10 protein-coding genes are annotated in these 14,547 nt (G+C 72.9%); 7 read left to right on the top strand and 3 right to left on the bottom strand.

The genetic code is table 11. The features are described 5' to 3' along the window. Positions 1-54: 54 nt before the first annotated feature. Together ACWD38_RS20755 and ACWD38_RS20750 are read left to right on the top strand one after the other, a co-directional pair. Complete coding sequence (locus ACWD38_RS20755; protein ID WP_450124711.1) at positions 55-3,387, top strand: phosphodiester glycosidase family protein; 3,333 nt, start codon at positions 55-57, stop codon at positions 3,385-3,387. 104 nt (positions 3,388-3,491) lie between these two features. Beyond that, on the top strand, positions 3,492-4,595 hold the full coding sequence (locus ACWD38_RS20750; RefSeq protein WP_184477946.1) for a DUF4192 domain-containing protein: 1,104 nt from the start codon (positions 3,492-3,494) through the stop codon (positions 4,593-4,595). Between the two features lie 71 nt (positions 4,596-4,666). On the opposite strand, the gene galE is transcribed toward ACWD38_RS20750, so the two are convergent. The 3 genes from galE to ACWD38_RS20735 all read right to left on the bottom strand — a co-directional run bounded on the left by galE (position 4,667) and on the right by ACWD38_RS20735 (position 7,590). Continuing rightward, positions 4,667-5,629: a UDP-glucose 4-epimerase GalE gene (gene galE, locus ACWD38_RS20745; protein ID WP_450124710.1), complete on the bottom strand. Its 963-nt coding sequence runs from the start codon at positions 5,627-5,629 to the stop codon at positions 4,667-4,669. Positions 5,630-5,716: 87 nt separating this feature from the next. Beyond that, the gene (galK, locus tag ACWD38_RS20740) at positions 5,717-6,895 is read right to left on the bottom strand and encodes a galactokinase (RefSeq protein WP_184477948.1); all 1,179 of its coding nucleotides are present in this window, start codon (positions 6,893-6,895) and stop codon (positions 5,717-5,719) included. Continuing rightward, a complete protein-coding gene (locus tag ACWD38_RS20735; RefSeq protein WP_184477949.1) occupies positions 6,892-7,590 on the bottom strand; it encodes an iron dependent repressor, metal binding and dimerization domain protein in 699 nt (232 codons plus the stop codon). The genes galK and ACWD38_RS20735 overlap by 4 nt, the downstream gene beginning before the upstream one ends. A gap of 135 nt (positions 7,591-7,725) precedes the next feature. On the opposite strand from ACWD38_RS20735, the gene ACWD38_RS20730 reads away from it, so the two are divergent. From ACWD38_RS20730 to ACWD38_RS20710, 5 genes are all read left to right on the top strand, one after another. Continuing rightward, positions 7,726-8,577 (top strand): sulfurtransferase, encoded by an 852-nt coding sequence (locus tag ACWD38_RS20730; RefSeq protein ID WP_184477950.1) that lies wholly within the window; start codon positions 7,726-7,728, stop codon positions 8,575-8,577. A 111-nt stretch (positions 8,578-8,688) separates the two neighbouring features. Then, on the top strand, positions 8,689-9,864 hold the full coding sequence (locus ACWD38_RS20725; RefSeq protein ID WP_450124709.1) for an acetoin utilization protein AcuC: 1,176 nt from the start codon (positions 8,689-8,691) through the stop codon (positions 9,862-9,864). An 84-nt stretch (positions 9,865-9,948) separates the two neighbouring features. After that, complete coding sequence (locus ACWD38_RS20720) at positions 9,949-12,786, top strand: bifunctional acetate--CoA ligase family protein/GNAT family N-acetyltransferase (protein ID WP_246456697.1); 2,838 nt, start codon at positions 9,949-9,951, stop codon at positions 12,784-12,786. 90 nt (positions 12,787-12,876) lie between these two features. Then, positions 12,877-13,770, top strand: a complete 894-nt coding sequence (locus ACWD38_RS20715; RefSeq protein WP_450124708.1) for an alpha/beta hydrolase family protein — start codon at positions 12,877-12,879, stop codon at positions 13,768-13,770. Between the two features lie 153 nt (positions 13,771-13,923). Further along, positions 13,924-14,379, top strand: coding sequence for a hypothetical protein (locus ACWD38_RS20710; RefSeq protein ID WP_450124707.1), 456 nt, complete (start codon positions 13,924-13,926; stop codon positions 14,377-14,379). The last annotated feature ends 168 nt before the right edge of the window (positions 14,380-14,547 follow it).

The raw sequence follows: 14,547 nt of genomic DNA, 5'->3' as shown, positions 1-14,547 counted from the left end.
CATCCGGAAGCACCGGTGCGATCTGCTGTTGTTCCGGCGTACTCGGGAGGTTGCATGCGGTCGCGCGGTCTTGTCGTGGTGGTGTCCGGGGCGGTGCTGGCGGGTTTGGTGACCGCGCCCGCGGGGGCGAGCGCACCGCTCGGACCGCCGCCGGTGGAGGACGTCCCCGCCGCTTCGGCTGCCGAGCAGGGACCGGTCAGCGTCCGCCCCGGAACGAAGCGGGCGTCGGGCGCGGACGGATTCGAGACCTCGCGGGACACGTCGACGCTCGCCCCGGGACTCACGTTGACCGAGTTCGACCGCTACGAACCGGAAGGCTGGCTGCGCGGTGATGTGCTCACCGCGGACTTGGCCGGTTCCGGGTTGCGGCCCGCGTACCTGAGTCCGGGTGCGGCCTCGGCGCGTGCTCCGCTGGCCGAGCAGCTCTCGGGTGCGATCGCCGGGGTCAACGGAGATTTCTTCGACATCGACGCCTCCGGTGCGCCGCTCGGCGCGGCGATGTCGGACGGTGAGCTGCTCAGCGCACCCGCCGCCGGGCACAACGACGTGGCCGCGGTCGGCGGTGCCCGAGCAGCCGGGCGCTTGATGCAGGTGTTCCTGGCGGCCGAGCTGACCCGCGCGGACGGCACGGTCACACCGATCACCGACCTGAACGCGCCGACGATCGCGCCGGACGGCATCGGCCTCTACACGCCGTACTGGGGCGATGCTTCCCGCGGATCGGTGGTGGACGGACGTGCGCCGGTCGTGGAAGTGGAGGTGGCCGGTGACGTGGTCACCCAGGTGCGCCCCGCCCCGGCGGAAGGTCCGGTTCCCGGCGGCGCGGTGCGCTTGCTCGGGGTCGGCGGTGGAGCCGAGGCGCTCGGTTCGCTGCGACCGGGTGACCGGGTCGACGTCCACTACCGTCCCCGCGAGCAGGGCGCGGACGTGGTGGTCGGGGGCAACAAGGTGCTGCTGCGCGGGGGAGAGGTGCAGCAGGTCGACGACGTGGCGCTGCACCCGCGCACGGCCGTGGGGTTCTCCGCGGACGGCACCAGGATGTGGCTGGTCACGATCGACGGCAGGCAGGCCGACAGCCGCGGCGCGACGGAGCGGGAACTCGCCGAGCGGCTGCGCGCCCTGGGAGCGGCCGACGCGATCAACCTGGACGGGGGCGGATCGTCGACGTTGCTGGCGCGGGAGCGCGGTGCCGCTGCCGCGGGCGTGCACAACTCGCCGTCGGACGGTGAGCTGCGCCCGGTGCCCAACGGGATCGGGTTCTCCACCGCGCCGGGCAGCGGGCGGCTGCGCGGATTCCGCGTCGAACCGTCCGACGGCACGCGGGTGCTGTCCGGGCTCACCCGGCGCCTGACGGCGCACGGCCACGATGAGACCGGGGCCCCGGTGGCGGCGGACCCGGCGTGGTCGGTCTCGCCGGGCGGGGGCCGCGTGGACGGCGGAGTCCTGCGCGCGGGACGGCCGGGGACCAGCACGGTCACCGCGATCGCCCCGGGAGGCTCGGGATCGGCCGAGCTGACCGTGCTCGGAAGGCCCGTCCGGATCAGCGCGGACACCGCACGGGTGGAGCTGCCCGCGGAGGGCGCGCGGGGCCGGTTCCAGGTGCTCGGCCATGACGCGGACGGTTTCGCGACCTGGGTGGAGCCGGCGGACGTGCGGCTGGAGTACGACCGGCGGGCGGTGCGGATCGAGCCGGACGGGGACGGTTTCGCGGTGACGGCGCTGTCGCCGTCGGCGAGTTCCGCGGTGACGGCGCGGGTGGGCGATCAGGTCACGCACCTGGGCGTCACCACCGGCTCCCGGCCGGAACCGCTGGCGCCGCTGGACGGACCCGCGGGCTGGAACGCCACGGCTTTCCCGGCATCGGTGCGCGCATCGTTGAGCGAGGCGCCGGGGCGCGCGGGAACTCCCGGCCTGGCCTTGGACTACGCGCTCACCGGCAGCACGACGACGCGCGCCGCCTACGTCAACGCCGATGCGCCGCTGCCGCTGCCACCGGGGACGCAGCGCGTGGGGGTGTGGGTGAACGGCGACGGGAACGGCGCGTGGTTGCGCGGCACCGTCGAGGACGCGGCGGGCGTGGCCACCACGGTGGACCTGGCGCGGAACGTGGATTGGACGGGCTGGCGCTACGTGGAGGCCCCGCTGCCCACCGGGACGTCCGGCGCGTTGCGGTGGCAACGGCTGTACGCGGTCGAACCCGACGGCGCGCGGCAGTACGCCGGGAGGTTGGTGTTCGACGAGCTGACCGCGCGGGTCGCGCCCGACGTGGCGGTCCCGCCGAACCCGCGGCCGCGGGATCCCTCGGTGGTGCAGGACGCGACGTTGCCGCCTGCTCCGGGAGCGGCCCGGATCGCGGTGGTCAGCGACGCCCAGTTCACCGCTGACGATCCGGACGGCCCGCTGGTGGCGTTGGCGCGGCGGTCGCTGCGCGAAGCGGTGGCCGCGCGGCCGGACGCGTTGGTGATCAACGGGGATCTGGTGGATCGGGGCACCGCGGCCGATTTCGACCTGGCCCGCCAGGTGATCGATTCGGAGGTGGGCGGCCGGGTGCCCTGGTACTACGTGCCGGGCAACCACGAGGCGTCCGGGCCGGGTGATCTCAGCGAGTTCACGGCCGAGTTCGGTGCGACCCACCAGGTCGCCGACGTCGCGGGCAGCCGCGCGGTGCTGCTGGACTCCTCGGCTGGGTCGCTGCTCGGCGGCGGGTTCGACCAGGTGCGGATGCTGCGGTCGGCGCTGGACGAGGCGTCGGAGGATCCGCGGATCCATTCGGTCTCGGTGTTCCTGCACCACCCGCCGGACGATCCGGGGCCGGGCGAGGCGTCCCAGCTCTCCGATCCGAAGGAAGCTGACCTGATCACCCGCTGGCTGGCCGATTTCGAGCGGGAGACGGGGAAATCCGCCGCGCTGGTGTCGGGGCACGCTGGCGTCTTCCATTCGTCCACGGTGGACGGCGTGCAGGTGGAGGTGAACGGCAACTCGGGCAAGCAGCCCGCGGCCGCCCCCGGAGACGGTGGCTTCACCGGGTGGAGCCTGCTGCGGATCGATCCCTCCGATCGGAGCGGCCCGGTGCGGTGGGAGACGCGTCCGTACGTCGATCGGCTCGAACTGGCAGTGCCGCCGGTGGCGGTGGGAGCCGACGTACCGGTGGAGGCCGACGTGGTCCAGGGACATCGGGTGGTGCCGGTGCGATATCCGGTGAGCGCGGACTGGGAAGGCGGCCGGTCGGTGCACGTCGGGCGGCCCGACGAGGCGGCTCCGGGCTCGGTCGCCGCCTTCGATCCGGCCACCGGGGCGCTGACCGGGCTGCGGCCGGGGCGGGCCGAACTGAGCGTGATGATCAATGGGGTGAAGAAGACCACCGAGTTCACGGTCACTCGGAAGTGAGTTTTCCAGGTCAGGACACGAAGTTGTCCACAAGCGATCGATTCGTCCACAGATTCGAAACTTGACCCTGCGGCGGCTCGCCCGGCCCCACCGATGTTCTGGGTATGACCGCTACTCCGCTCAACGCACGCATCCGCATCGGCGACGCCGGCGAGGTGCTGGCCGCCGTCCCGCACCTGCTCGGCTTCACCCCGGCCGACTCACTGGTGCTGCTCGGCCTGCACACCGCCGGGGACACCGCCACGTTCGGCCTCACGCTGAGGCTGGACCTGCCACCGCCGGAACATCGCCGCGCGCTCGTCGAATACGTCTCAACCGGCCCGCTGGTCCGGCGGGGCGTCACCGGCGTCATCGTCGTGGTCACCGGATCCGGCACCGTCGAGCACGGGCCGCCGGGCGATCCGCCGCCCGATCGGTCCGACCCCGACCCCGCCCCCGGCGACGATGTCGACGCCCCGCAGCGCGAGCTGATCGCGCTGCTGCGGGACGGGCTCGACGAGGCCGGGATCGAAGTGCTGCACGAGCTATGGACCGATCGGCTGGAGGCGGGCGGATCGTGGCGGTGCTACGACGATCCCGTGTGCGGCGGGCGCATTCCGGATCCGAAGCGCACCGCGCTCGGCGCCGCGATGGCCGCCTCCGGATCGGTGACCTTCGACAGCCGCCAGGAGCTGCAACGGTTGGTCGCGCCGGAATCCGAACAGGTGCTGGCCCGCTGGTCGGCACGGCTGACCGGCATGACCGAGGACCGGGAGCGGGAACCCGCCGGGGTCGGCGTGCACCGCGACGTGTCGATCGCGCTCGCCGGGATCCGCCGGACGGCGGCGGGGGAGGCGCTGACCGAGGACGACCAGCTCCGCATCCTGCTCGCGTTGTCCGACCACCGGGTCCGCGATCTCTGCCTCGGGGTGGCGCTGGGCGAGTCCGCGCTCGCCGCCGAGCAGCTCTGGCTGGGCCTGGTGCGCAAGGCACCGGAACCGGAGGTCGCCGAGGTGGCCGCGCTGCTGGCGTTCTCCGCGTACCTGCGCGGCGAAGGCGCGCTGGCGAGCGTGGCGCTGGAACGGGTGGAGGCCGGTCGGCCCGAACACGCGCTCGGCGGACTGCTGCGCCGGGCGCTGGACACCGGCGTCTCCCCGAAGGAGATGGCCGAGATGGCCAAGGACGCGATGACCGACGCCCAGCTGATGATCGAACAGGAGGAGTCCTGATGGGCCCCGCGATGCAGCACCACGAAGCCGCTCCGGTGCCCGGCGGCTTGCCGGCCGGGCACCGGGGGAGGTCAGCCCTGCTGACGAGCGCGGGTGAAGTCCCAAGCGTCGCGCACGATCGTGGACAGGTCGGCCAGCTTCGGCTTCCAGGACAGCTCTTCGCGGGCGCGGTCGCTCGCGGCCACCAGGGTCGCCGGGTCACCGGCCCGGCGCGGTGCCACCGCGGCCGGGATCGGGTGGCCGGTGACCGCGCGGCAGGTCTCGATCACCTGCTGCACCGAGAACCCGGTGCCGTTGCCCAGGTTGTAGATCCGGTGCTCACCGGGCCGCGCGTTGTCCAGCGCCAGCAGGTGCGCGTCGGCGAGGTCGGTGACGTGGATGTAGTCGCGGACGCAGGTGCCGTCCTCGGTGGGCCAGTCGTCGCCGTACATCTGCACCTGCTCCCGCTGGCCCAGCGCGACCTGCAGCACGATCGGGATCAGGTGCGTCTCGACGGTGTGCCGCTCGCCGAACGCGCCGTGCGCACCCGCCACGTTGAAGTAGCGCAGGCTCACCGCGCCCAGGCCGTGGGCGGTGGCGTAGGAGCTGATCGCGTGGTCGATCGCGAGCTTCGTCGCGCCGTAGGTGTTGGTGGGCCGGGCCGGGGCGGTCTCCGGGATCGGCACGGTGTCGGGTTCGCCGTAGGTGGCGGCGGTGGAGGAGAACACCAGGCGCGGCGTGCCGTGCTCGCGGACGGCCTCCAGCAGCCGCAGCGAGGTGAGCACGTTGCCCTGCCAGTACTTGTGCGGATCCTGCATCGACTCGCCGACCAGCGACTTGGCCGCGAAGTGCAGCACTCCGTCGTACCCGTCGGCGAGCAGATCACCGGCGGCCTCCGCGATGTCGGCCTGCACGAAGGTGCTGCCCGGCGGTACCGCGTCGGCGTGCCCGGTCGAGAGGTCGTCGACCACGGTCACCTCGTGACCGTTCTCCAGCAGGCGTGCCGCGCACACGCTGCCCACATATCCCGCACCACCGGTGACGAGGAGCTTCACGGAGGTTCTGCCTTTCCTGAGACATCGAACTCGCCAGAGGCGTCTGGCTCGGCGGCCCCGCGGTACCGCGGGGCCGAGCCGGCGAGGCTATCGGTCTCGGCCGGCTCCGGCCGCCGGGGTCGCGGTGAACAACCGCGGCGGGGTCAGCCCGTGCTCCTCGTAGGAGGCGAGCACCGCTTGCCCGATCCGCTCCCGGTCCTGCGCGCGGACCAGCGCGATGGCCGACCCGCCGAAACCACCGCCGGTCATCCGGGCGCCCAGCGCGCCCGCTTCCAGCGCCGCGTCCACCGCGACGTCCAGTTCCAGGCAGGAGATCCGGTAGTCGTCGCGCATGCTCACGTGCGACGCGGTCAGCAGCGGCCCGATCGAGCCGAGCTCACCGGCGTCGAGCTCGGCGACCGTGGAGATCACCCGGTCGTTCTCGGTCACCACGTGGCGCACCAGCGGGCGCAGTTCCTCCGGGAGCACGGCGAGCGCCTCGTCCAGTTCCGCGACGGACACGTCGCGCAACGCCTTGATGCCGAGCAGGTCGGCGGCGTGCTCGCAGCCGCGGCGCCGCTCGCCGTACCCGGACTCGCTGTGCGAATGCTTCGCACGGGTGTCGATCACCAGCAGTTCCAGGCCCACCGCCCCGGTGTCGAACGGGATCTGCTCGAGCTCACCGGAACGCACGTCGAAGAACAGGGCGTGCGACTCGGTGCAGCGCAGCGACGCGGTCTGGTCCAGGAGTCCGGTGGGGGCGCCGACGAAGTCGTTCTCCGAGATCTGCACCCAGCGGGCGACGTCGGACAGCGGTGCCGCTTCCGGCCCGTCCGCCGGCCGGCCGGCGAGGTCGAGCAGCGCCAGCGCGACCGCGCACTCCAGCGCGTGCGAGGAGGACAGCCCGGCACCGGCGGGCACGTCCCCGGCGATGACCAGGTCGGCGCCGGGCACGTCGATGCCCTGTCCGCGCAGCGCCCACGCGACTCCGGCCGGGTACGCGGCCCAACCGGTCTGCGCACCGGGTGCCAGCGCGTCCAGCGGCGTCGGATCGGCCCGGTGCAGCACGCCGTCGTCACCGAGGGTCGCCACCGACAGCCGTCCGTCGGTCCGCGGCGCGGCGGCCACCGCGATCCGGTGCGGCAAGGCGATGGGCAGCACGAAGCCGTCGTTGTAGTCGGTGTGCTCGCCGATCAGGTTGACCCGGCCGGGGGCCGACCAGACCGCGCTCGGGGCACGCCCGTGCTCGCCGCCGAACGCTTCGGCGGCGGACTCGGCGGGGCTCACCGGGCGAGGACCAGGACGGCGTGGGCGATGCCGGGGGCGAGCTGGGTGCTGCCCTTGGGGCCGGTGACCTCGATCGGCTTGTTCACGCCGGTGACCGGAACGATCTCGATCTCCTGGGCGGGCATCAGCCCGACTTCCTTGAGCTCGCTCATCAGGTCGGGGTCGAGCTGCACGTGCTCGGCGATTCGGCACACCGTGGCACGGCCGCCGCCCCGGCGGGCGATCTCGTCGACGCGCTGCAGGTCGGCTTCGTTGGCGGGTGCGGGCTGCGGGCCCGCGCCGAGCTCTTCGAGACCGGGAATCGGGTTGCCGTACGGCGAGGTCGCGGGATTGCCGAGCAGGGCGACGAGCTTGCGCTCCACCGCTTCGCTCATCACGTGCTCCCAGCGGCACGCCTCGTCGTGCACGTGTTCCCACTCCAGGCCGATCACGTCGACCAGCAGCCGCTCGGCGAGCCGGTGCTTGCGCATCACGCGGACCGCGCGGGTGCGCCCGGCTTCGGTGAGCTCCAGGTGCCGGTCCTCGGCCACGGTGAGCAGTCCGTCGCGCTCCATCCGGGCCACGGTCTGGCTCACGGTGGGCCCGCTCTGCTCCAGGCGTTCCGCGATGCGGGCGCGCAGCGGGACGACGCCCTCCTCCTCCAAGTCGTAAATGGTGCGAAGGTACATCTCGGTGGTATCGATGAGATCGTTCACGCTGGCTCCCCGTTGCAGTCCCACCCACGATTCTAGTCCCGCGGCACTACCGCCGGTCGGTGGCTTCCGAGCAGCCGTTTCCAGTGTTCGGGGCCGTTCTTCCGGCTCAGTTCCCATTCCGTCCAGGAGGTCGACATGGACCCGCTGATCAGCGTGGATGATCTTTCCCAAGAGGTCGCGGGCGCGCTCCCGCCGGTGCTGCTCGACGTCCGGTGGAGCCTGCTGGGGCCACCCGGCAAGCAGGACTACGACCGCGATCACCTGCCGGGTGCGGTGTTCGTGGATCTCGACACCGAACTCGCCGCTCCGCCCGGCGCGGGCGGGCGCCACCCGCTGCCCGCGGCCGCCGACCTGCAGGCCGCGCTCCGGCGGGCCGGTGTCACCGCCGACCGGGAGGTCGTGGCCTACGACGCGGACAACGGTTCGGCCGCCGCGCGGGCCTGGTGGTTGCTGCGGTGGGCGGGGCATCCCCGGGTTCGGGTGCTCGACGGCGGCTACCGGGCCTGGGTCGCGCGGGGCAACCCGGTGACGGCCGAGGTGCCGGAGGTCGTGCCGACCGACTTCCAGGTCGTCCCCGATTCGCTGCCGGTGATCGACGCGGACGAGGCGGCGCGGCTGGCCGGGGACGGACGGCTGCTCGACGCCCGAGCGCCGGAGCGGTACCGGGGCGAGGTGGAACCCGTCGACCCGAGGGCCGGACACATCCCGGGTGCGCGCAACGCGCCGTTCGCGGCCAACGTCACCGAGGACGGGACGTGGCGGACGCCGCAGGACGTGGCCGCGCTGTTCCAGGAACTCGGGGTGGACGGCTCGTCGCCGGTCGGGGCGTACTGCGGCTCGGGCGTGACCGCGTGCTCGACCCTGCTCGCGCTCGAACACGCGGGGCTGAGCGGCCCGGGGAATCCGGCGGCGCTCTACGCCGGGTCGTGGTCGCACTGGTCGGCCGATCCCGATCGCCCCGCGGCCACGGGCGAGCAGCCGAGCTGATCAGGCACGTGCACGGGTTGCCGGTGACCGGTTCCACCACTCCGGAGGCGCGGATTCCGCTGTGCCCTGGGCCACTGTGGGGGCGGACACAGGGCAGGTAGCGTCCCGGTCATGGGCGACACATGCGCGGTGGTGTGGGACGAGTCGGTCCTCGACTACGACCTCGGCGGCGAGCATCCGTTGCACCCGGTCCGGCTCGACCTGACGATGCGCTTGGCGCGGTCGCTGGGCCTGCTCGACGACGTGACGCCGGTGCCGCCGCGACCGGCATCGGACGAGGACCTGCTCCGCGTCCACCGTCCGGACTACCTGGCGGCGGTGCGCTCGGCGCCGACCTCGGCCTGGGACGTCGGGTACGGCCTGGGCACCGAGGACAACCCGATCTTCGATCGGATGCACGAAGCGTCCGCGCTCATCGCCGGAGCGTCGATCACCGCGGCCGAACAGGTCGTGTCGGGCCGGGCGGACCGCGCGGTCAACATCGCGGGCGGCCTGCACCACGCGATGCCGGAACGCGCGGCGGGCTTCTGCGTCTACAACGACTGCGCCGTGGCCATCGCCTGGATGCTCGAGCAGGGCGTGGAGCGCATCGCCTACATCGACGTCGACGTGCACCACGGCGACGGGGTGCAGGCGGCGTTCTACGACGACCCGCGAGTGCTGACCGTCTCGCTGCACCAGCACCCGATCACGTTGTGGCCGGGCACCGGCTTCGCCACCGAGACCGGCGGGCCCGGTGCGGAGGGGTCGGCGGTGAACGTGCCGCTGCCGCCGGGAACGGGTGACGCGGACTGGCAGCGGGCGTTCCAGGCCGTGGTGCCCTCGCTGCTGGCCGACTTCCGGCCGCAGGTGCTGGTCACGCAGTCCGGGGCGGACGCGCACCGGGAAGATCCGCTGGCGGACCTGGCGATGTCGGTGGACGGCCAGCGGGCCTCCTACCGCAGCCTGCGGGACCTGGCGCAGCGCTACGCGGGCGGCAAGTGGGTCGCGCTCGGCGGCGGTGGCTACTCGCTGTACCGGGTCGTGCCCCGCAGCTGGACGCACCTGCTGGCGACCGCGCTCGACCGGGACCTGGACCCGGCGACGTCGCTGCCGCAGGACTGGCTGGCGCACGCGTTGCGGGTGGCGGGGAACGTTCCGCTGCCCACGTCGTTGACGGATGGGGAGGATTCGTCGTTCGCGCCGTGGACCGGGGTCACCGAGTCCACGGTGGACACGGCGATCCGGGACGCGCGGCACGCGCTGTTCCCGTTGCACGGACTGGATCCGGCCGATGTTCGCGATTGACATCGGCGGCGCACGCGTGACCGCACCGGCGGCGCAGTGCGCCCGGCCTGCTCGACGCCGGTGCGGTTGAGAGGGTGCTGGCTGATGGGTGGCTGGGCGAAACGGCGCGGTGCGAACGGTGACGGTCGGCCGGAGGACCAGGACAGCGCCGACGGCGCGGTGTCGAACGGCGCGGCACCCGCACCGCTCACGCCTCCACCCGCCGATCAGCCGGCCGCCGGGAACCCGCCCGCCGAACAGCCGGAACCGCAGGACGACACGTCGAGCGCGGTGCTCGGCGAGACCTACCCGCGCCGCTGGGAAGCCGACGTCGTGCTCTCCGACGGCGGCACCGTGCACCTGCGTCCCATCACGCCCGCCGACGCCGACCAGCTGATCTCGTTCCACGGCAGGCTCAGCGACCGCACCCGCTACTTCCGCTACTTCGGCCCGTACCCGCGGATGCCGAAGCGGGACGTGGAGCGGTTCAGCACCGTCGACCACCAGAACCGGGTCGCGCTGGTGGCGTTGCTCGGCGACGACATCGTCGCGGTGGGCCGGTTCGACCGGCTCGACGAGCAGGACTCGGCCGAGGTGGCGTTCGTCGTGCAGGACCAGCACCAGGGCCGCGGTCTCGGTTCGATCCTGCTGGAGCACCTGGCCGCGGCCGCCCAGGAGTGCGGCCTGGACCGGTTCGTCGCGGAAGTGCTGGCGGAGAACTCGGGGATGGTGCGGGTGTTCCGCGACGCCGGCTACCAGGTGCGGCGCGCGATGGAGGAAGGCGTCGTGCACCTGGAGTTCGACATCGACCCGACCGAGGAGTCGCTGGCGGTCGCGCGGGCCCGCGAGCAGGCCGCCGAGGCGCGCAGCGTGCACAACCTGCTGCACCCGCGCGCGGTGGCGGTGATCGGTGCGTCCACCGATCACCGCAAGATCGGGCACGCGGTGCTCGTCAACCTGCTCACCGCGGATTTCGCCGGTCCGGTGTACCCGGTCAACCCGGAGCACCGTTCGGTGCGCGGGGTGCGGGCGTACCCGTCGGTGCTCGACATTCCCGACGACGTGGACCTCGCGGTGGTGGCCATCCCGGCCGCCGGGATCGACGAGGTCCTGGACGCCTGCCTGGCCAAGGGCGTGAAGGCCCTGGTGATCGTGAGTTCCGGCTTCAGCGAGTCCGGCCCGGACGGCCGCGAGATCGAACGCCGCATGGTGCGCGCCGCCCGGGTGCACGGCATGCGGGTCGTCGGCCCGAACGCGCTGGGCGTGGTCAACACCGACGCCGGTCACCGGCTCAACGCGACGCTCGCGCCGCGCCTGCCGGGAAGCGGGCGCACCGGGTTCTTCTGCCAGTCCGGTGCGCTGGGCGTGGCGATCCTGGCGACCGCGACCGACCGCGGCCTGGGGCTGTCCACCTTCGTCTCGGCGGGCAACCGCGCCGACGTGTCCGGCAACGACATGCTGCAGTACTGGCAGACCGACCCCGCCACCGACGTGGTGCTGCTGTACCTGGAGTCGTTCGGCAACCCGCGCAAGTTCGCCCGGCTGGCCCGGCGACTGGCGCGCACCAAGCCGATCGTGGTCGTCAAGTCCGGTCGCAACGCCGTGCGCGCGGGGTTGGCCGCGACATCGGTGCAGGTCGACGAGACCAGCGTGCAGGCCCTGTTCGAGCAGGCCGGGGTGATCCGCGTCGATTCGGTGGCGCAGATGTTCGACACGGCGCTGCTGCTGGCCCACCAGCCGCTGCCCACCGGTGAGCGGGTCGCGGTGGTCGGCAACTCCTCGGCGCTGGGCATGCTGGCCGCGGACGTCGCGCAGGCGGAAGGGCTGCGGCTGGCGGCCGAACCGGTCGACGTGGGCGCCTCGGCGGAACCGGAGGTGTTCGCCGCCGCGGTGCGCGAAGCGGCGCTCAGCGATGACGTGGACGCCCTGGTCACGGTTTTCGTGCCGCCCGTCGCGGTGCCCGGCACGGCCTACGCCCGCGCGTTGCGGGAGGCGTTGCAGGAGGCGGGCATCGCGGCGACGAAACCGGTGGTGACGACCTTCCTGGCGGCGGAGGGCGTGCCGGACGAGCTCGCGGTGCCGGGGCCGGACGGCTCGGCGGGCTGGGGGTCGGTGCCGTCCTACCCGAGCCCGGAGCGGGCGGTGCTGTCGCTGGCGAGGGCGACCCGCTACGCCCGCTGGCGGGCCGCGCCGCAGGGCCACTTCACCCGCCCGGAGGGCATCGCGGCGGAGCGGGCCAGGGAGCTGGTCGAAGCGTCGTTGACCGAGGGCGACACGCGGCTCAGCGACGAGCAGGCGGTGGAGCTGCTCGGGCACTACGGGATCGAGCTGGTGGCGTTCCGGCGGGTGCGCAGCGAGCAGGACGCGGTGCGCGCGGCGACCGAGCTGGGTTTCCCGGTGGTGCTGAAGTCGGCGGACGACCAGCTGCGGCACCGCACCGACCTGGTCGGGGTGCGGCTGGACCTGGTGAACGCCGACGCGGTCCGCGCCGCCTACGCGGACCTGCTCCGAGTGTGCGGTGCACACGAGGTCTACGTGCAGAACATGGCCGGACGCGGCCATTCCTGCGTGATCGACCTGATGGACGACCCGTCGTTCGGGACGCTGGTCTCCTTCGGACTGTCCGGTGTGGCCAGTGAGCTGCTGGGGGACAAGGCCTACCGGGCGGTCCCGATGACCGATGTGGACGTGGCGGCGCTGGTGCGGTCGCCGCGCGCGGCGCCGCTGCTGGCCGGGTACCGGGGTGACGAACCGGCGGACCTGGCGGCGCTGGAGGACCTGGTGCTGCGGGTGGCGACGCTGGTCGAGGACCTGCCGGAGGTCCGCGAGCTGACGTTGCAGCCGGTGCTGGCCTCCGCGGCCGGGGTGCGGGTCACCGGTGCTCGGATCAGCGTGCGCCCGTCGGCCGCCACCCCGGACACGGGGCCGCGCAGGCTGCGCTGAGCCGGATCACCCCTGACTCTCACCGGAACTCAGTCGTATCGTTATTCTGTGTCGAGCTGACGAGCCGAGTTCGAGGACGGGAGTCCGCCAATGGCCGACCTGACGTTGACCGAGCTGGGCGTGGTGTCCGCGGGCGATCACCGGTTGCGGGTCGGTGCGCTCGCCGCCGACGACCCGGCGGCTCCGGTCGTCATCGTGCTGCCCGCGATGGGCGTCCCGGCCACCTACTACGGGCCTTTCCTCCGGGAGCTGCACGCGCAGGGCTGCTCCGCGGTGAGCGTCGACGCGCGCGGGCAAGGTGCCGCGACCCCGGCCGCCGACCGGGGCGTCCGGTTCGGGTACCAGGACCTCGTCGACGATGCCGCCGCCGTCGTGGACCTCGTCGAGCGCGAGTTCCCGCACGCGCCGAGGTTCCTGGTCGGCCACAGCCTCGGCGGCCAGATCTCGCTGCTGTTCGCCGCCGCGCACCCGGGCAGGGTGCGGGGCGTGACGCTGCTCGCGTCCGGCTCGGTGTGGTTCCGCAGCTTCCCCGGCCTGCAGGGCTGGAAGAACCTGATCGCCACCCAGACCGTCGCGGTCCTGTCCGCCGTGCTCGGCTACTGGCCGGGGGAGCGGTTCGGCTTCGGCGGTCGCCAGCCCGCCGGAATCATGCGGGACTGGGCGCGCCAGGGCCGCACCGCCCGGTACCGCCTCGGCGGCTCGAAGATCGACTACGAGAAGGCGTTGCGGGAGCTGGACGTCGCGTTGCTGACGGTCAGCGTGGAAGGCGATGAGCTCGCCCCCGAGTCCTCAGTGGATCACCTGGCGGCGAAGGCGGTCGCGGCGCCGCGCACCCGGCGGCACTACTCCTGCGAGATCGCGGGCGCGACGAAGCTCGGCCACTACGCGTGGGTCTACAACAGCGGTGTGCTCGTCGGCTGGATCAAGGATTGGGCCACCGCCGCCCGCCGCACCGGCACGACGGCGGACGCGGACCGGAGCTGAGCCGGTCCGGACTGCCGGATTCGGATCGAAACGTTCACTGTGAATGCCGCTGACCAGCTGTTTCGATGCCGGTTGCGGTGAAATCCGCGGTGTCGTCCCAAAAGATCCGCGCTTCCGCGCAACCCCGCGGCGAACGCACTCCGTCTTCCGGGCATGAAACGCCTACACACCACAGTGGGCGCGGGCATGCTGCTCCTCGCCTTCACCGCCTGCGCCGGACAGCAAGAAGACGTCGGATTCGGCGGGCAGCCGCCGGTCCAGACCATCCCGGTCGACCCGAAGCCCGAGCAGGAACGCACACCCGTGCCGGACAATCTGATCAAGGCCGCGGACCAGTCCGGGACCAACGCACCCCGCGTGTGGACCCAGGACGGCGGCTCCGTGGTCGTCACCGAAGGCCAGGAAGGCGGCTGCAGCAAGGTGCGCGCCGAACTCGCCGAGGAGAACGACCAGGAGGTGAAGCTCGTGCTGGTCAACGAGACCCCGGAACCGCCGGGGATCTGCACGATGGATCTGCGCCATCCGCCGTTGGCGCTCCAGCTGGCCGAGCCGCTGGATCAGCGGACCGTCGTGCTCGAAGAGCGCGATGTGAAGGTCCCGCGGAACTGACCGCGGTGACCTGAGCGTCGCAGGCACTTCTCCCGTAGGAGGTGGGGCTCCTACGGGAGAAGTGCGTTCCCGCGTTCGTGGTGTGCAGCGGCCGGTGGTGCCCGATCGGGCACCACCCGCCGGCGTGGGGGGGGGGGCGGGAAGCGCAGGAAGCGGGGTTAGGGCAGC

It is taken from the genome of Saccharopolyspora sp. NPDC002578 (genome assembly GCF_053592695.1).
This window is presented reverse-complemented; position numbering and strand designations above follow the sequence as displayed.

Bases quoted from the DNA above. Each gene is read 5' to 3' on its own strand.
- ACWD38_RS20755 (WP_450124711.1), top strand. From the start codon at position 55: ATGCGGTCGCGCGGTCTTGTCGTGGTGGTGTCCGGGGCGGTGCTGGCG.
- ACWD38_RS20750 (WP_184477946.1), top strand. From the start codon at position 3,492: ATGACCGCTACTCCGCTCAACGCACGCATCCGCATCGGCGACGCCGGC.
- ACWD38_RS20730 (WP_184477950.1), top strand. From the start codon at position 7,726: ATGGACCCGCTGATCAGCGTGGATGATCTTTCCCAAGAGGTCGCGGGC.
- ACWD38_RS20725 (WP_450124709.1), top strand. From the start codon at position 8,689: ATGGGCGACACATGCGCGGTGGTGTGGGACGAGTCGGTCCTCGACTAC.
- ACWD38_RS20720 (WP_246456697.1), top strand. From the start codon at position 9,949: ATGGGTGGCTGGGCGAAACGGCGCGGTGCGAACGGTGACGGTCGGCCG.
- ACWD38_RS20715 (WP_450124708.1), top strand. From the start codon at position 12,877: ATGGCCGACCTGACGTTGACCGAGCTGGGCGTGGTGTCCGCGGGCGAT.
- ACWD38_RS20710 (WP_450124707.1), top strand. From the start codon at position 13,924: ATGAAACGCCTACACACCACAGTGGGCGCGGGCATGCTGCTCCTCGCC.